Source organism: Microcoleus sp. Pol12A5 (assembly GCF_036701435.1).
Classification (GTDB): Bacteria; Cyanobacteriota; Cyanobacteriia; order Cyanobacteriales; family Microcoleaceae; genus Microcoleus.
In genome coordinates this window covers 1-17469 of sequence record NZ_JAUBQU010000037.1, presented here as the reverse complement: position 1 = coordinate 17469, position 17469 = coordinate 1, and the positions used below count along the sequence as shown (strand labels likewise).

Below are 17469 nucleotides of genomic sequence, written 5' to 3'. Positions count from 1 at the left end.
AACTCTTTGCCAGTAATGTCAGGATTTGAACCACTTACAGCGTCAAAGTTAGTCGTAGTCAAATTACCGAAAGCGCTGGCGCTAAACTCGAATTTGTCTACCCCAACAGTAAAGTCGGAAATTTTATCGCCGCCTTCTTTAGTTGTCCTGTAAACAAACAGATCCGCACCACTGCCGCCGCTTATGACATCCAAACCAAGGCCGCCGGTGATGGTATCGTTGCCGTCGCCGCCGAGGATGGTATCGTTAAAATTGCTGCCGACAATCTTGTCATCGCCTGCTAAACCATCGAACTTAACAGCAGCCGGATAAGTGCCGAAATCGAAATTGTCAGGGCCGGCAGTACCGACAGGAACATTTAGTGGCTCGCCGATGAAGACAAAGTTACTAACTTGCAGGCGAATGTTGACTGAGAAACTGGTCACAATTTCAAAGCGCGCCCCAACAGCAAATACCAGTACAGCACGGCCGGTCTCGGCATCTATAAACTGACAGAAAGTAGGCGCGTCTGGGTTGCCACCCAAAGCTCTAAACCGCGCTTGCAAAGACGCGATGCTGTTAACAGTGGTATCCAGGCTGAAATCGAGCAAGTTAGCGCTGCCGATCGACCCCACAGTAGAAGTAGCAGTAATCTCCAGTCGGGTCAAGCTAGAAACGCTGAGATTACCAAAAGCTGCCGTAGAAAGCTGTAAAACATCGTCATCGACATTAAAGTCAGTAATAAAGTCAGCTTCTACAACTGTTTGAATCTCTTGGCGGGAAGTGAGGTAAATAAAGGTATCTTTCCCATTACCCCCACTCAGATTATTGGTTCCTAGACCGCCTTCGATCGAGTCATCGCCCTCATTTCCGATTAATGTGTCATTGCCACTACCGCCGATGATTTTGTCTATGCCGAGGCCACCGTCGATCGAGTCATCGTCATCGCCGCCATCGATATCGTCATCATCATCGCCGCCTTTAACTTTGTCCTTGCCCAAGCCTCCTTTTAGTGTGTTTTTGCCTTTACCACCGTCGATATCGTCATTGTCATCGCCGCCGTCGATATCATCATCATCATCGCCGGCTTTAACTTTGTCGTTGCCTTTGCCTGCTTTGATTTTGTTTTTGCCTTTACCGACTTCGATATCGTCATCGTCATCGCCGCTGTCGATATCGTTATCGCCATCGCCTGCTTTAATTTTGTCCTTGCCTTTGCCACCGATGATTTTGTCTTTGCCTTTGCCGGCTGTAATGTCATCGTCACCGTCGCTGCCTTCGATGTCGTTATCGAGCGTCCCAGAACCGACAATAACTTGACCTTCTGTAGTGCCAGCAAACTTAAAGACATTTCGCTCGACGTTCAAGCTAAAACGCTGGCCGGTGAGAGATCTTTTGCCGTTGCTAACTTCAAAACCAAAACTAAGCGCACCGATAAAACCTACTGCCGCTTTGAAACTTAACGAGCCTGCGTTAATGTCTGCTTGAGTGAAGGTAAAACCGACTTGTGTTACGGCGACTCCCTTAAAGAATAGTTGGCCGGTTGTAGCATCGGGCAGCTCGGTTAGCTTGAAGACTGTGTTGCTAGGACCTTGCTCGTCATCGACAAACCGCAACAACTCAGAAGTAATAGTTCGCTCGCCGCCGCTGGAACCAGCAGTCAAGGGCTGATTAGCTTCCACTCGCGGAGGGTTAGAAATCGGGTTCGGAGTTGGAGTTGGAGTTGGAGTTGGAGTTGGAGTTTGAGTTTGAGGATTAACTCCCAAAAAGTCGGCAGCCGTGATCAGCGTTGCGTTGACATTCAACAATAGCGCCAGCGCGAAGTTATTGACCCGAATTTCGGTATTGCCACCGACTTGTATAAAGGTCAAGCTGCTAAAGTTCAAGTCCCCAAACAGCAGAAACTTGTCGCTGCCGTCCTCGAAGTCAGTGATGACTGCACTTGCCCCAGAGGTACTGTTACTCACGACATAAACGTCATTTCCAGCACCGCCGACACAGGTATGGTTGCCAGTACCGCCCATCAGCGTATCGTTGCCGTTGCCGCCCATCAGCGTATCGTTGCCGTTGCCGCCGCCGCTAACGCTGTCGTCGCCCTCGCCACCGTCTGCCATGTCATTGCCGTCGCCAGTCACGAGGGTATCGTCGCCGCCACCGCCGAGCACGGTATCGTCGCCGTCGCCGCCGCTAACGCTGTCGTCGCCGTCGTCGCCTGCACAGTTGTCGCTGCCGCCACCGCCGAGTACGGTATCGTCGCCGATGCCGCCGCTAACGCTGTCGTCGCCGTCGTCGCCTGCACAGTTGTCGCTGCCGGCACCGCCGATCACGGTATCGTTATCTTTGCCACCGTTAACGGTATCGTTGCCGTCGCCCCCGCTAACGTTGTCCTTGCCTGTGTCGCCCCTGACGGCATCGTTGCCTTCGCCGCCCCCGCAATCGTCGTTGCCTTTGCCGCCATAGACGGTATCGTTGCCGGCGCCGCCGTCAACCTTATCATCTCCTTCGTTGCCGTGGACCCAGTCATCGCCGTCATCGCCTTCGCAGGTGTCGTTGCCGGTACCGCCCATCACGGTATCGTTATCTTTACCGCCGTTAAGCTTGTCGTTGCCTTTGCCGCCCTTAACGTTGTCTTTATCCCGATCGCCCTTTATTTCATCGTCGTCATCGCCGCCCTCACAATCATCGTCATCTTTACCGCCGTAGATTTTATATTTTTTGCCACGGTTTGCTTTGATTTTGTCCTTGCCTTTCTTGCCGAATATCTCCTCGGTATTCTCCGTGGCGACAATTTCGTCATCGTCATCGCTGCCGATGACGGTTCGGCGGCGATCGATGCCGTTGCCATCATCTAAACCATCGTCTTCCGTTTCCGTACCTCCGAAGGTCTGGAAAATGCTACCTTTGTTATCGTCATCATCGCCTACACCTGTTGTGGATGCACCGTTAGACTGATTCAGAAATGTGGTAACGCCGTCGGTGTTTTCGGCAAGTGCTTGGTTAATTAAATTGTCTAAGTCCTCCTGGGAAAGTTTAGGGCTGTTGTTGCCTAAACCCTCGACAGGATTTTCTGTTTCATCTTGAACTGACAAAAGTTTTTCCTGTCCTTCTTCCACAGCAATTAGGTCGTCCATCGTTGATATTTCCCAAAAAATGGTAAGCTTCTTAGACTCTATTTATCAGCAAACAGGAGGTGGCAGAAGATTTTTTTTAACTTCATGCTTTCGCCTGTTAGAGGAGCTCGTCTCCTTCTCTTTACTATTATAGATGCCACTTCAACTGCAAGGTTTTTTTCATTCTCTTGCGAGTTTTATATTCTGCAATTGCGTACCAAAATTAATTGATCCGCAACCTACACTGTAAAGGCTACGCCGAAACTTCGAGAATTTAAGATGTTCTCGGTAATTTCTACAGTAAGCTGCGCCGAAGGGCCCCTGATTGTAGATTTTCTACGTAATTTCTACAGTAAATTAGCTGAATTTAAACTCGCAACTGACAACTCCTAAATAACTACCCAAAACTTGTATCCCCCAAATTTTACCCTTGCTTTTTTTCCGATCTCGGCTGGGTGTATTGAAGTTTTGTAACACTCCCAGCTTTAACAAATCCTTCCCTGACTTAGGATTTGAATCTCTTGACTAAACGACTGCACGTTTCTAATTTTAGTTCCCGATGAGTAATTAGAAATTTAGATAATTAGGCAGGGCAAATATTTGTTCTAATTTTTAGTTGCACAATTTTCTCTCGATTCGAGGAAATCTCGCGAACTGAGAAAAAATTTTTTTTCGGCTCAATACTAAGAGTTCTGCTAAAATATATCTATCTAAAGACATATTGCAAAATATAGTAAAAAGTAGTATATGCGAATGATGCGTTTTTGGTGATAGTTGCAAGCTCGATCGGCATTTTCAGCGGGAATGACCCACGGCGAGGCTGCCAAACCCGGTTGCTTCGTAGAGGCTTCGCTACCATATCGAATAATTCTCCGAGGAACCGGCCTGATGAGGCTTAATCCTGTAGGTGCCAAAAATGATGCTTGCTTGAGAGTACCGGAATAATTTAATTGCCGTTGTATTGTTGAGAGTTCTTGGCTGCTTACGTTTATTTTTGCTGCTTAACTTTAACTAAATTAAGAGAGTTAAATTAAAACTTTTCTATATCATAAAAGCGGTAAATTAGCAATCAGTTATTAGCAATTATCGATGGTCCACTATCGATTACCGATCGCCACTGAGGTCTTAAGGATGAGGGCGGAGGGCTTACGGATGAGAACCCAGGGCTGACCAATTAATTAATTGACACAAAATCAAGATTACACATGGGGGGCTGGTGGTAGAGGATAAGCGGTAAAGAGAGATCGACCGATCGCCAAAAAAAATAAAATACTCAACTTTCCCTGCGATATTGCCCTGAAACCGGTTGGCGAGACCCGAAGTAATTTTAATAAGAACTAGAGATCCGCCTGGTAAAGTGCCTCCAATTTTACTTTACTCAGCAATGAGAAACTCAAGTTCACGGCGAATCTAAAGGGGTCTGCGGTAGAGGTGCAAAATGTTAAAGATAGCAAGATTGGAGAAAATTCGGCTTTCACCGAGCCACAGGGCAATCAAAACTAATAAACTGTTATTAAAGTACAACTTTTATATCCTCAAAGTGTTTGAACAAATATATATCACCCCAGCGATCGCCCGATCGGGGGAAGCGCATTCAGAAACTTTGATTGGAAGAGTAAAAATTATTTTGCCGATCGCTATTGCTAGCCGCAAAAACGCAGGCAAATTCAGAATTAAGGCGGGAGGGCGCTAAATCGGTGAGCCAGGAATTTCAACTCTCAGTCACCCCTGTTGGGGACGACGAATATCTAGTCAGGACAGAAAGGGTTGCACCCGGTGTACCCTTAGCCGAACAACAAGTCCGCTGGCCGATCGACGAATGGCTTGCACTATCTGCTCAACTGATGAACGACCCGCTGGTGGGCTTGCTCCAGGGAAAAGCAGTACAGGGAACCAATTTTGCTGGTCGCGGCCTCTCCCGTTCGGGAAACAACTCAGCGCCGAATTTAGTAGCCCTGGGGCAACAATTATACAGCGGGCTGTTTCAAGGAAACTTGCGCGATAGCTGGACTTGCGCTCAAGGCATCGCCCAGCACCGCCGAGAAGTGCTGCAACTGCGACTCGGACTCAAAGGCCGGCGCTTGCCACGACTGCCGTGGGAAGTTCTGCACGCCGGCGATCGCCCTTTGGCAACCGGCACCGATGTCGTGTTTTCTCGCTACCAACCAGGTACAAGTTTGTTCAAACAAACCCGGATAGTGCCTAGTAGCGGGCCACTAAAAATTTTAATGGCGATCGCCTCTCCGAGCGATCGAGACAGCTTGCAGCTCAAGCGAGAAGTGCTCCACCTGCAACAAGAACTCCAAAACCGCAGCGCTAATCCTCTCAAAAACAGCCCGCATTCTCCGGAAATTCAACTGACTATTCTCGAACAGCCCGATCGAGAACAACTTACCCAAGCCCTAGAACAAGGACACTACCAAGTCCTGCACTACGCAGGCCACAGCAACTTAGGTTCCAGAGGTGGGGAACTCTACCTAGTCAGCAGCCGGACCGGCTTAACCGAAACCTTGAGTGGCGACGACTTAGCTGGATTGCTCGTTAACAACGGTATTCAGATGGCCGTGTTCAACTCCTGCCGAGGCGCCTACGGCGACCCCTCAGACCTCGCGGACGACAGCCCGGAACGGAACTTAACCGAAGCTCTAGTGAAGCGGGGCATTCCGGCGGTGCTAGCAATGGCAGAAAGCATCCCCGACGATGTAGCGCTAACTCTGACGCGGTTGTTTTACCGCAACCTCAATCAAGGCTATCCAGTCGATCTGAGCCTGAGCCGGGCCAGAGCAGGGCTAATTTCGGCCTACGGTTCTCACCAGCTATACTGGGCTTTGCCCATTCTCTACCAGCACCCGGACTTTGACGGCTATTTGATCGGTGGCCCAACCCACAGCGCGACATCCGGGTCTCGGATGCAAATAATCGCGTCGGGAACGCAGCCGGCTCTGGCGGGTACAGAATGGAATGCGCCACCTTCACTCTCGGCGATCGCCCAATACCCGCCAATGCCAGCCAATCGATCGCATGAGTCAGAGAGTTCAGACGGCGAAGTCTGGGAATATTTTCCTGACCAATTAAAAGATCGCAGGGATTGGGTTCACCAGAACGATCGAGCCGATGCTACTAATTCACCGAACTCACCGACGGCTTCGGAGTGCTCTATTCCTAATTCTGAGTGTTCGGCGATCCAAGCAACTCGCGCCGCTGCACCGACTCAAAAACCGTTAAAAAAACCGGGGTTGAAAAAATCTGTGGGCCTAATGCTTTGCTTGTTGCCCGTTGCTTTGAGTGCTGGCTTTTTTGGATGGCGGTACTCGCACCAGCGAGGCACGAAACCTGAAGAGTTACTGCCGGCGGTACGGACTCCCCTGTCGCAAAATTATTTGCAACAACGCCACTAAAAGCGATCGCCCACTGCAATGCCGAATTTAGACCCTTTTGGCCTAGCTCCAAACTGGGTGAGGTTTTTGCTGACCATTCGCGATCGGCTGTCGGTGGAAAAGCGATCGAAAGTATGTTGCTCGATCGAATCTCGGACTTACCTTCATCAAGTCGGTTTTTACCGAAAATAAGCAGCAGCGCAACCAAGCGCATCTAGGAACAAACCGGGTTTCTCGTCGAGAGAGGAACTCCGGGACTGTTTGATATAATTCGTCAGTCGATTGTAGATTTTCGACTTCGGCTTGAGTCCGGAGTCGAAACAGTTGAGATTTTAGATTTACTCCACAGATGAATCTGCAAGCTTGAACAAGAGTCTAAAATTTAGATGTCTCTACGACAGGAGTCGGCGGCTTGTATGCGTTTTTGGGCGGGCTGATTCGGCAGCAGGAGCATTCGTCATTCGGCACAAGACAATAAAAGCCATAGTTGCAACAATTAAGAACGTCCTCACCGTCAGTGCGGTTGGTATATTTCACAATAATTAATTATGGAAGCGGCTGTGAGTTTGACGCGCCCCTCCAGTTGGTGGATAAATTTTGAGATTCTGGCAGTTTACAGCCCACGAGTGGAAACCAATACATTTCCATCGAAAGTCCATGTCGGGAACCGCTGCTAATTTGTAGTGCATCAAACATTTAAGCAGTTGTCCATTTAACTCGCTCTTTTTCAATTCCCCTGTGGAAATAACCTCAAATTCTCTGGCTTGGGGCCGGAGGAGGAAGATTTTCCCGACTTCCCCCTACATATCTACTGATTCGTGGCGAAGTGTTAAGAGTCGCGAAGCAATCTCGCCCGATCAAAACTATTCCCCTCTTAGTGGCTGACCGATGTTTCTGCCGTGCCCATTGAGTCTGATTTTAGGTTAAACCCGTTCAACGAAGATGTGAAATTTCCTTCAATTTTTACCGGATTGCCTTCCCTAGACTGCTTTCTGTGGAAGTTATATGCCCAACACCTTAATAGAAGATTGCTCGTTGGTATTTGGGGTTTTGAGGGGATTTCCAGCCCAAAAAGTAGGGTTTATACCATTTTAGATTTTAGATTTTAGATTTTAGATTGAAGAATTGGGAATGACTTATTCCATAAGGGTTTGGAGCTTTCCTACAGTTGGATTCTTTTTGTAAACTGGTTTTGCAAGTAGCTGGCAGCGGCATCGAGAACAAGTGCTGCCTCCCCTTGTTGAGGTAAAAGTTAACCCCGGCAGGTAAATGCTTTCGCCAGATTTGCAGCGGCCGCGCTCTAGGTATTTCGATTCATGGCTGTCTTGTTTTTACCTTGACCACAGACTCGATCGGGGATTGGTGAATGCAGGGAACAGACTTTACTGTAAAAAAGTAAAGCATTTAATTTGCGACAATAATTCCCCGCGCGATCGCTCTGAGGCTTACGCAAGGATTTGGGCCGCAAGCAGCAAATTGATCGCCCTTCGAGCATCCTTACTTGCACCCCCGGTCTTGAGGCTGCAGAAATTTATCCAGAATCTTAAATATTGAGAATTCTTAGTATTGACAGTGAAACAAAGTTAATCTAATGTGTTGTAATTGATATAAGTAAAGTCCAATAAGCGAGGTACGGTCAATGGCAGAAACAGCTACAGCACCCTTAACAGGAAAAGGTCTGCTTCAAAAAATCAAAGGCAGTGATTTGCCACGCAGAGAACTTGCAAAGCTTTGCGGCTACTTCACTGTCAGCAAAAGTGGAGAAACCCGGATTAATCTGGCTGAGTTTTACGATGCAGTGTTAGCTGCTAAGGGCATTGAGCTAGAGAAGTCGAAAGCAGACGGACGCGGGCGAGAAGCGAGTTATCGAGCTAGCGTTCACAAGAATGGTTCGATCGTGATCGGGGCAAATTATACCCAAGAAATGGGATTAAAGCCGGGAGACGAGTTTGAAATTAAGCTCGGATATAAGCATATTCGCTTGATTCAGATCGATGTGGACAGACCGGATGTGGATGTGGATGATGAAGAGGAGGATACAGAAGAATAGAGGCGATCGTGATGCAGTCAGCCGATAGCAAGGCGACTGGATTTGGCATTCGCTACACGAGTATTTGCGCGCCACCCTTCGATTGAACTGATGAGCTGTCTTGACTATTTCTATTTTCTCTTGTCCCGCAAAGACTACAGTGCCTCTGAACTTCGCAAAAAGGGGCAAGAGAAAGGTTTTGGCAATGAGGAAATATTGGAGGCGATCGCGCAAATTCAAGACCGCGGCTATCAGTCCGACACTCGCTTGGTGGCAAACTCGATCGCCTCTGCAGCAGGCAAATACGGGAAGTCTGCCATCAAGCGCAAGTGCCTGCAAAAAGGAATTACCAACGATTTGTTCGAGCAAGTCTGGGAAGAAGAAATTGCCGAAAATCACGACTCCGAAGCAGAAAAACGGGCCGAATTAAAAGCCAAAGTAATGCGGAAATACAAGATCGATACTTGGGGTAAAGCAGATCCGAAAACCAAGGGCAAAGTCTTGAATTACCTGCAATACAGGGGCTTTAATGCCTTTGAAATTTGGCGACAGTGGCAAACAGAAGAAGATGACGAGTAAATAGTAGGGCCACGCCAAGAGGTGGGACCCAGATAGGCAAGCACAACTACACTGCTGCCGATGGGGCTAAAGTGTAAGTTCTGAGTTTTTGTAAATGTATGTCAATCCTCAGCGTTGACTAAATAAGATTCGTACATCTGCCGGTGTCTGACTAAAAGCTCGAGATATTTCTCGTTGATTTTAGCCAGCATCCATTTTTCTTGAAAAATGGCGGCGGATTCTGCTTTCACCGGATCTGCTTGTAGGGGCAAAATATCTTTTCGAGCGGCGGTTTGCTCTGCAGCAGACTTCAGCTTCTGAGGGTTTTGCTGGTATTTTCGACCGCTTTTGTGGTTGGCGTAGCGACGCGATCGAGTATACCCCATCTGTAAGAACTTGCGGGCCATGTCTGCTCCCACAAAATCCTCGCGATCGAGATACTCTAAAAACAAGGAGTAAATTTTGCTGCTGGATTCCCTGGCAATTTCAGGAGTCTTAAATCTCCAGAAAGGCAGAATTTCTCCTTTGTAGGGTTCCACCAACAGCACTCCCTGTTCTCCTTTCCCTACGCGATAAAGTTCCGGGTGCTGTCGAAAGTCGATGTTCTTAAAATCCAAAGAGTAGTCGAACTGCTTCATCGGGCATTTTCTGTTCTATCTGGAACTATAGAAGCCCGGGGTTGACCTTCGTCTGGTTTGGTATAAACCCAGGCCCAAGCAATGAGGACAGCTTGAAAAGGCAGCCTGAACCAATACAGTAATTGGTTGTGGGGAATCCCTTCTATGGGAATGTTGTTGACGGCTTGATTGATATTAGCTGGAAACACGGCAATAAACAAGGCAATTAATCCCCATGCCGCTGCCCTGCTGACAGGAGGAACTAACAGCCCAATGCCGCCCAAAATCTCGAAAAAACCGCTGATATAAACTAAGGCTTCTGGGTAAGGAAGCTGGGGTGGCACGATTCGTATAAAAGGTGCGGGTACTGCAAAGTGCAGCACGCCTACAATACTGATAGCTACTGCGAGAATAACTCGCCAAATTTCTTTTTGACTTTTCATGGGTAATCGGTAATTAATAATTGTTAAATTGCTGCGATAATGCTTGCCAAAATTCGCTATCTGCGATCGAGAGGGCCATAAAACTGAGAGCCAAAAATTCCAGCTTTGCGTGTTTGTCTACTCTTGCTGGTGGCTGTAACGATTTTATTGGGTAGAAAAACCAGGTTTCTGGATAAGTCTCAGACAAATTTTCACAGCCCCAAACTGGAGGAAGCCAGAAGTGGAATCGAAGGTATGCCCGTTGACTGCCAAAAACAGATAGCGCGCATTTTGATAACAAGATTTTAATGTCTAGTTCCCTGCTGCAGTCTCTATCTTCGGGTAGTAAAACATGATTTTTGTTCCGCCTCTGGCTCCGTCAGCAGCCAAACCAGCCGGAGATTTTCTCGATCGACAAATCCACCACCGCTTAAGATTAAATAAATCTTCGCCCAAATTGATGAGTGCGATTGCTGCTAAATTTGACCTAGCCTTCCAGGCGCTTCCCTACCCTACGGGAACCCCTACTGGGAAGGGGAACCCCTGTGGGAAGATACCTTTGCTAGCGCGTACCTTGATGAGACTAATTAAGGCGAGTAATTTGTCAATAACTTTTATAATTATTTAATATTTGCGCTTTGAGAATTCTTGGAAGAGGCTATTGAGGAACGCTATGTAATTAAACTTACTATCTAAAGTTTGAATTTTGTCAACTTCCGACAGATGTTATAATGAATGAAATTATTGAATTTGCTAAAAAGTCGATCCTCGTAGCAACTCCCCAACCATCCTGGTGGAATTCAAAATAGTCACCAATGGCAGGAACTTTTTAGCAACCAGATTATTCAAAAAGATTGAGCCTCCCAGCGCTGTGTCATTTTTATTTACACGCAATCAATCACCGACGACCATGAACACCTCAATAAACACCTCTAAATTTGGCATCAACCGGATGCTGCGACAATCGCTGTTGCTTGGCATCTTTTCTGCAGCAGCTTTAGCTAGCGGATGGGCGCCCGGTTTGTACGCACAATCCCCAAACCTCGTTTTCGGAGCTGCAGCCCAAGCTCAAGAGATTAGCAGCGAGGAAATTACTAGCTACGCTCGCGCTGTGTTGGCAATAGAACCCAGACGGGTGGAAGCTTTTAACGAAATTAAAGGAATGGCTGGGGGATCGGTTCCCAGAGTAGTGTGCAACGAAAAGCAGGAAATTAATAGGTTATCTGGAAGTGTTCGCGGCATCGCGGTGAATTACTGCCAACAAGCTAAAAAAGTTATCGAAACCAATGGTTTGACAGTTAGTCGCTTCAACCAGCTCACTTTGCTCCAGCAAGCGAATCCGGCAGTCAAACAGCGAATTCAAGCCGAGCTCCTGCGACTGCAACAAGCTGGCAATCAATAAGCTTGAGGGTTTGAGTCTTTCTTCCTCTCCCGTTCTATTAGACTTCTCCATAAAAGCTTGTTCAGGGCAGGCATGATACCTAACCGCTACCTCCCCCCAACAATATAATATTGGAGATTTAAATTGTTCGAGTTCCTAGACGGTAGGCAAAATTTTTTGAAAAAAAAGCGATCGTCTGTGATTAAGTGCTTGACAAAATAACATAAATTTGGTAATACAGCCAGAACGGGAGCGGCCAGAGAGATGAATATTTTTCAACTTGCTGTAAATTGGAATGAGATATTCCGATCGTCAACACGATTAAGACTTTTTTAATTTCTCAAACATGAGCTGAAAATTGGAACTTCAGTCTTCCTTATTCCTTCGGCTATAAAAAACATATTCCTCAAAAATTCTTCAAAAACTAGAGGTCAAGTGAATTGCTCTGAGGAATAGAATATAAAAATGCTAACATTCACAAAACATTTGCCTGCAAATCCCGATGCTATTGTCAGCTTTACTTTACAAATGACATCGGACGATCGCACTCGCAGCCGCCACCGATTCGAGACGGAAACGGGTGAAAGGCTGCACCTGAGTTTGCCCAGAGGTACGGTACTGCGCGATCGAGATTTATTGCAGTCGGAAGACGGTAGCTGTTTGGTACTGGTAAGTGCAAAACCCGAACTGGTGCTGACAGCCCGCGCATCAAGTCCGCTGCTACTGATGCGGGCGGCTTATCATTTAGGAAACCGTCACGTAGCTTTAGAAATTGCCGATAATTATTTAAGGCTTTCTCCCGACTCTGTATTGCAGGGAATGCTGGAAAAAATGGGTTTGGAAGTAACAGAGGAAATTGTGCCGTTTCAGCCAGAAATTGGCGCTTACGGGCACAGCCATTAGATTTTAGATTTTAGATTTACTCCCACCCTGCAATCCGAGGGCTTATAACCAAATTAGTTTGGGTAATTCAAGAAGGAAGAAGTCAACAGTCAACAGTGAACAATCAACTTTTATGTTTGTTACAGCTAGCTTTTGCACCTGTGGGAGCTTATAGTTATTCTGAGGGAATCGAAAGTCTGGTAGAAACCGGTGCGATCGACAGCGAGATTACTTTGAGAAATTGGTTAGAAAATTCGCTCCAATTCGGGGCTATTCGAGTAGAAGCCGCTGTGGCGGTAAGGGCTTTGAGGGCGGCAAAGATACGCGATTTGACGGCTTTGAATTACTGGAATGCTTGGGCGACTGCTACTAAAGAAACAGAAGAGTTGCGCTTGCAAAGTTGGCAAATGGGACGGACTTTGGTCAGGTTGCTGCTGGATTTGCGTGAAGCGAAGCTATCCCGCAGGGAATCGCCAGTTGCTTCTGGGTTAACAACAATTGTAAAAGAATTCGTGGAATCTGGCAGCAATCAGTGCAATTTTGCGATCGGCTTTGGCATTGCCGCCGCCAACTGGCAGATAGAAGAAGAAGCCGCCGTGTTAGGATATTTGTACAGTTGGGCTGCAAATTTGGCGAGTGCGGGCGTGAAACTGATTCCCCTCGGTCAAACAGCCGGTCAACAGTTACTGTTAGATTTGCAGTCTCAAATTAGCTGTACGGCGCAAGAAGTTTTAAAATTAGAAGATGATGACCTTGGCAGTTGCAGTTGGGGATTAGGACTGGCTAGCATGGCGCACGAAACTCAGTACACTCGGTTGTTTCGCAGTTAAAAATCAGAAAATCTAAAATCTAAAATCTAAAATCGCTATGGGTGCTTTTCGTGTAGGAATTGCTGGGCCAGTTGGTTCCGGGAAAACAGCTTTACTGGATGCTTTGTGCAAAGCGCTGCGACAGCAATACCAGATTGCGGTTGTTACTAATGATATATATACTCAGGAAGATGCCCAGTTTTTGGTTCGGAGTCAAGCTTTGGAGAGCGATCGAATTTTGGGCGTAGAAACGGGAGGCTGTCCCCACACAGCCATCCGCGAAGATGCTTCTATTAACTTAGTAGCGATAGAAGAGTTAGAACAAAAATTCACTGATTTAGATTTAGTATTTGTCGAAAGCGGCGGCGATAACTTAGCTGCCACTTTTAGCCCGGAGTTAGTAGATTTAACAATTTACGTAATCGATGTCGCTGCAGGCGATAAAATTCCGCGCAAAGGCGGGCCAGGAATTACTAAATCTGATATGTTGGTAATTAATAAAACAGACCTCGCCCCTTATGTAGGAGCAGATTTGGGCGTGATGGAACGGGACGCTAAAAAAATGCGAGGCGATAAACCTTTTGTTTTTACTAACCTGAAGACCAAAGAAGGATTAGAATCAGTAGTTAATTTCATCCATTCGCATATCGTCGTGTAAAACATCAGCCTTCATCTGCGTTCATCTGCCTTCATCTGCGGTTAAAACTCCTAAAAAATATCACCTCACCACCAATTCTTTGACCAAATTAGCCAAACGTTCTGTACTGTCTCTCACTGCTAATTCAGAAGCTGCTTGAGACATTTTTGCCAAATATTCGGAATCTCTTAACAAATACAACACTTTGCTTTGCAAGACATCTGCTGTCAGTTCGCTTTGACGGAATACCACGGCGGCGCCGGCTTTAGCAAATACTTCCGCATTAAATCTTTGGTGGTCGTCAGCCGCGTGAGGAAAAGGAATTAAAATAGAAGGTACGCCCGTCACTGCTAATTCTGTCAGAGCACTCGCCCCCGATCGACTAATTGCTAAATTCGCTCGCTGCAACAAACTCGCTACATTGTCGTAAAATGGCATTGACAAATATTGCTCGTGTTTCAAACTTTCAGCATCCGGGTCATTATTTCCGGTGAGGTGAACCACCCAAGCACCGGCATCAAACCAAGCCGGAGCACACTCCCGCACTAATTTATTTACTGCGACAGCACCTTGAGAGCCGCCCATGACTAAAATTACAGGTACGCTGTCAGGAATTGGCAAATTTAGAGGTTGGCGAGTCAGGAATTGCGATCGCACCGGTGTACCAGCAACCACGGTTTTCGCGCGGGGTAAATGCTGGGCTGCTGCTTCAAATCCGATCGCCACAGCAGTGCACAAAGGACTAAACCAGCGCGTCACCTTCCCGGGAATTGCATTAGATTCGTGGAGAATTACCGGCAAACCCAAAGAACGGGCCGCTAGAATTGCCGGTGCTGCGATGTAACCTCCGGTAGTAAAGACTCCCTGAAAATTTCCCGCTTTGAGCAACTTCCGCACCTGAAGGATCGAGCCGGCGAGTCCGCCCAAAATTCGCAGTGTACCGAGCCCAAATCCCTGCTGAAAGCCTTCGACGGCGATCGTGTGGAGGGGGTAAAGGGATGAAACTAACTGGGTTTCCATGCGGTCTGGGACTCCTAGCCATTCGATCTGACAGTCGCTCAACTGCCCAGCGGTGGCGATCGCGGGAAATAAATGTCCGCCAGTGCCGCTAGCTGCAACCAACAACCGGAGGGGGGCTTTTGTCAAGGTATTTGTTTCTTTTTTTACAAGTACAAGTTCCACAGGTCGATCAATTTTATATTTGGGGTTTTAGATTATTATGCTTATTATTCCGGCAGTTTCAGCCAATTTTGAATCAGCCATCTAAAATTAGATTGTGCCGTGTCCCTCCTTCCGTTGTCAGTTTTCGTTGCAGGCGAACATTTGCTCAAGCTACGACCCCTGACAAATAACCAAATTATCATCTAATGCGTAATTTTTTGAATTTAGTGCCAAGTGCATCTCAGTATTTTTCCAGCCGTCGGGACAAAAAAACCGATCGCGCGATCGTTTTTGGCTTTAACTGCAGGCAGTCGATCGCTCCAATGTTTTTATGTTTAACAGTGGTAAGTGCTGGCGTGCTGCATCCTAGTGCGGCAAGAGCGATCGGTGCGATCGCGGCGACTCCCCGAACGATCGCCCAAACCCCTGCAAATGCGCCTGCCCCACTCACAAAAGTGCTAACAGAAATTGACGCAGCGGCCAACCGGCGCGATGTCAAAGCAGTCATGGCATTTTACAGCCCGAATTTCACTCATTCTGACGGCTTAAACCGCCAAAGCATGGAAAAAGCCCTCACCCAACTCTGGAATCGATATCCGAGTTTAAATTACCGCACCGAGATCAAATCTTGGAAAACCGAAGGTAGCGCTATTCTCGCAGAAACCATAACTACAATTGCCGGCACTCAAAAAAAGGATGGCAGAGAATTAATTCTCAAATCTACCATCCGTTCCCAGCAGCGCTTTGAAGGTGAAAAAATAGTTAGTCAAGAGATTTTAGCAGAACAAACTCAGCTTAGTTCGGGGCAAAATCCTCCTACCATTCAAGTGAATTTTCCGGATCAAGTTAAGGTGGGCGAAGAGTACCATTTTGATGCCATTGTGCGAGAGCCGATCGGCGATGATATTTTAATAGGGACTGTTTTGGAGGAACCCATTAGCGACAAAACCTTTTTTAATCCCTCAGAAGTCGAGCTGGAGTTGCTAAATTCCGGGGGAATTTTTAAAGTAGGTAAAGCTCCGGCCACTCCCGAAAATCGGTGGGTTTCAGCAGTTTTGATGCGACAAGGCGGAATTGCAACAGTTAGTGTTCGATTGCGAGTTGTCAAATAATAAAATAGGTGTTATGGGTTATTTGGGTAATTTCTGTAGTGGCGGTTTAAGTAAAATCTCTAACACCAATGAGAGAACAAGTTAAACCTGCCTCTACAATAATGATGGTTAATTGACCAGACTTAATCTTATACCAACTAAAAAATTTTTCCTCTTCCCTCTTCCTTCTGATTATTAAAAATGATTGCTATCCAAAACCAAATTGTTTTCATTACAGGTGCGAGTAGCGGTATCGGAGCAGCCTGTGCCAAGATATTCGCCAAAGGAGGAGCAAAACTAATTTTAGCAGCCCGCCGCCTTGAAAAGCTCGATCGACTGGCAAACGAACTTGTAGAAACAAAATCCATCGCATCGGCGAACGAGATTTATTTGCTCGAATTGGACGTGCGCGATCGCCTGCAAGTGGAATCTGCGATAACTGAGCTTCCCGATGCCTGGAAAAGCATCGATATTCTGATTAACAATGCGGGATTGAGCCGTGGTTTAGACAAACTGCACGAAGGCAACTTCCAAGATTGGGAAGAAATGATTGATACCAATGTTAAAGGCTTGCTTTACATGACTCGCGCGATCGTGCCGGGAATGGTAAGCAGAGGCCTCGGCCACGTAGTGAATATAGGCTCAATAGCAGGTCGGCAAGCTTATCCCAAAGGTAATGTTTATTGTGCTTCCAAAGCAGCAGTGAGAGCTATTTCCGAAGGGTTGAAACAAGACCTTTTGGGAACACCCGTGCGCGTGACGGAAATAGAGCCTGGTTTGGTGGAAACAGAATTTAGCAATGTCCGGTTTCACGGCGATGCAGAAAAAGCCAAAAATGTCTATCAAGGATTAACACCGCTGACTGCTGACGATGTAGCGGATGTGGTGTATTTTTGCGCGACGCGATCGCCCCACGTCAACATTAGCGAAGTCTTGCTAGTTCCGACAGACCAAGCTAGTGCAACTCTGGTTCACCGAAAAGAGTTTTGAGTTTTTAGTGGTAAGTGTCCGGATTGCGATCGAATTCTCAGGAAACTTAATTGGTAGATGCACCCTGATTAATTAACTCCCGACCAATTTTGGCCGGGTTTTTTTTGCCCGATCGCACGCTGAGCAAAAAATTATCCCACATTCTGCCAAAGTGTCCTGAAAGAGGTGCTGTGAGACGGGAGACTAAATTAGTAGATGCACCCTGATTAAATAACTCCCGACCAATTTTGGTTTGGGGTTTTTTTTTGCGGTATAGACGGTGATGCTGAAAAAGTTTGAGGTTGTCCGGATGGCGCTCGAATTCTCAGGAAGCTTAATTGGTAGATGCACCCTGATTAATTAACTCCCCACCAATTTTGGTTTGGGGTTTTTTTTTGCGGTATAGACGGTGATGCTGAAAAAGTTTGAGGTTGTCCGGATGGCGCT

Annotated in this window: 16 protein-coding genes; 12 read left to right on the top strand and 4 right to left on the bottom strand. The window is 46.9% G+C overall.

From position 1 onward, the window contains the following. On the bottom strand, positions 1 to 3110 hold a 3110-nt coding region (locus QUA45_RS12555), incomplete at its 3' end, for a cadherin-like domain-containing protein (protein ID WP_333220927.1). 1417 nt (positions 3111 to 4527) lie between these two features. On the opposite strand from QUA45_RS12555, the gene QUA45_RS12550 reads away from it, so the two are divergent. The 5 genes from QUA45_RS12550 (at position 4528) to QUA45_RS12530 (ending at position 9074) form a co-directional block, all read left to right on the top strand. Beyond that, complete coding sequence (locus QUA45_RS12550) at positions 4528 to 4782, top strand: hypothetical protein (RefSeq protein ID WP_333095699.1); 255 nt, start codon at positions 4528 to 4530, stop codon at positions 4780 to 4782. 4 nt (positions 4783 to 4786) lie between these two features. Then, positions 4787 to 6487: a CHAT domain-containing protein gene (locus tag QUA45_RS12545; RefSeq protein WP_333095698.1), complete on the top strand. Its 1701-nt coding sequence runs from the start codon at positions 4787 to 4789 to the stop codon at positions 6485 to 6487. Between the two features lie 18 nt (positions 6488 to 6505). Beyond that, positions 6506 to 6658 (top strand): hypothetical protein, encoded by a 153-nt coding sequence (locus QUA45_RS12540; protein ID WP_333095696.1) that lies wholly within the window; start codon positions 6506 to 6508, stop codon positions 6656 to 6658. A 1447-nt stretch (positions 6659 to 8105) separates the two neighbouring features. Next, positions 8106 to 8516, top strand: coding sequence for an AbrB family transcriptional regulator (locus QUA45_RS12535; protein WP_172184952.1), 411 nt, complete (start codon positions 8106 to 8108; stop codon positions 8514 to 8516). 90 nt (positions 8517 to 8606) lie between these two features. Further along, complete coding sequence (locus QUA45_RS12530) at positions 8607 to 9074, top strand: RecX family transcriptional regulator (RefSeq protein ID WP_333095694.1); 468 nt, start codon at positions 8607 to 8609, stop codon at positions 9072 to 9074. Between the two features lie 101 nt (positions 9075 to 9175). Here QUA45_RS12530 and QUA45_RS12525 read toward each other — a convergent pair whose 3' ends face one another. Then, the gene (locus QUA45_RS12525) at positions 9176 to 9691 is read right to left on the bottom strand and encodes a DUF4385 domain-containing protein (RefSeq protein WP_333095692.1); all 516 of its coding nucleotides are present in this window, start codon (positions 9689 to 9691) and stop codon (positions 9176 to 9178) included. Further along, complete coding sequence (locus tag QUA45_RS12520; RefSeq protein WP_333095691.1) at positions 9688 to 10113, bottom strand: DoxX family protein; 426 nt, start codon at positions 10111 to 10113, stop codon at positions 9688 to 9690. Before QUA45_RS12520 ends, QUA45_RS12525 begins: the two co-directional genes overlap by 4 nt. A 331-nt stretch (positions 10114 to 10444) precedes the next feature. Here QUA45_RS12520 and QUA45_RS12515 point away from each other — a divergent pair, with 331 nt between their 5' ends. The 5 genes from QUA45_RS12515 (at position 10445) to ureG (ending at position 13822) form a co-directional block, all read left to right on the top strand. Beyond that, positions 10445 to 10720 (top strand): hypothetical protein, encoded by a 276-nt coding sequence (locus QUA45_RS12515; protein ID WP_333095690.1) that lies wholly within the window; start codon positions 10445 to 10447, stop codon positions 10718 to 10720. A gap of 282 nt (positions 10721 to 11002) precedes the next feature. After that, on the top strand, positions 11003 to 11494 hold the full coding sequence (locus QUA45_RS12510) for a DUF4168 domain-containing protein (RefSeq protein WP_333095689.1): 492 nt from the start codon (positions 11003 to 11005) through the stop codon (positions 11492 to 11494). Between the two features lie 444 nt (positions 11495 to 11938). Then, positions 11939 to 12376 carry an urease accessory protein UreE gene (gene ureE / locus QUA45_RS12505; RefSeq protein ID WP_333075619.1) on the top strand — a complete coding sequence of 146 codons (438 nt, stop codon included), beginning with the start codon at positions 11939 to 11941 and terminating at the stop codon, positions 12374 to 12376. Between the two features lie 95 nt (positions 12377 to 12471). Further along, on the top strand, positions 12472 to 13185 hold the full coding sequence (locus QUA45_RS12500; RefSeq protein ID WP_333220926.1) for an urease accessory protein UreF: 714 nt from the start codon (positions 12472 to 12474) through the stop codon (positions 13183 to 13185). A gap of 37 nt (positions 13186 to 13222) precedes the next feature. Next, complete coding sequence (gene ureG / locus QUA45_RS12495) at positions 13223 to 13822, top strand: urease accessory protein UreG (RefSeq protein WP_333095687.1); 600 nt, start codon at positions 13223 to 13225, stop codon at positions 13820 to 13822. A gap of 60 nt (positions 13823 to 13882) precedes the next feature. Here ureG and murG read toward each other — a convergent pair whose 3' ends face one another. Further along, on the bottom strand, positions 13883 to 14947 hold the full coding sequence (murG, locus tag QUA45_RS12490; RefSeq protein WP_333095686.1) for an undecaprenyldiphospho-muramoylpentapeptide beta-N-acetylglucosaminyltransferase: 1065 nt from the start codon (positions 14945 to 14947) through the stop codon (positions 13883 to 13885). A gap of 221 nt (positions 14948 to 15168) precedes the next feature. On the opposite strand from murG, the gene QUA45_RS12485 reads away from it, so the two are divergent. Together QUA45_RS12485 and QUA45_RS12480 are read left to right on the top strand one after the other, a co-directional pair. Then, positions 15169 to 16074 carry a nuclear transport factor 2 family protein gene (locus QUA45_RS12485; protein WP_333095684.1) on the top strand — a complete coding sequence of 302 codons (906 nt, stop codon included), beginning with the start codon at positions 15169 to 15171 and terminating at the stop codon, positions 16072 to 16074. Positions 16075 to 16254: 180 nt separating this feature from the next. Further along, a complete protein-coding gene (locus QUA45_RS12480) occupies positions 16255 to 17043 on the top strand; it encodes an SDR family oxidoreductase (protein ID WP_333095683.1) in 789 nt (262 codons plus the stop codon). The last annotated feature ends 426 nt before the right edge of the window (positions 17044 to 17469 follow it).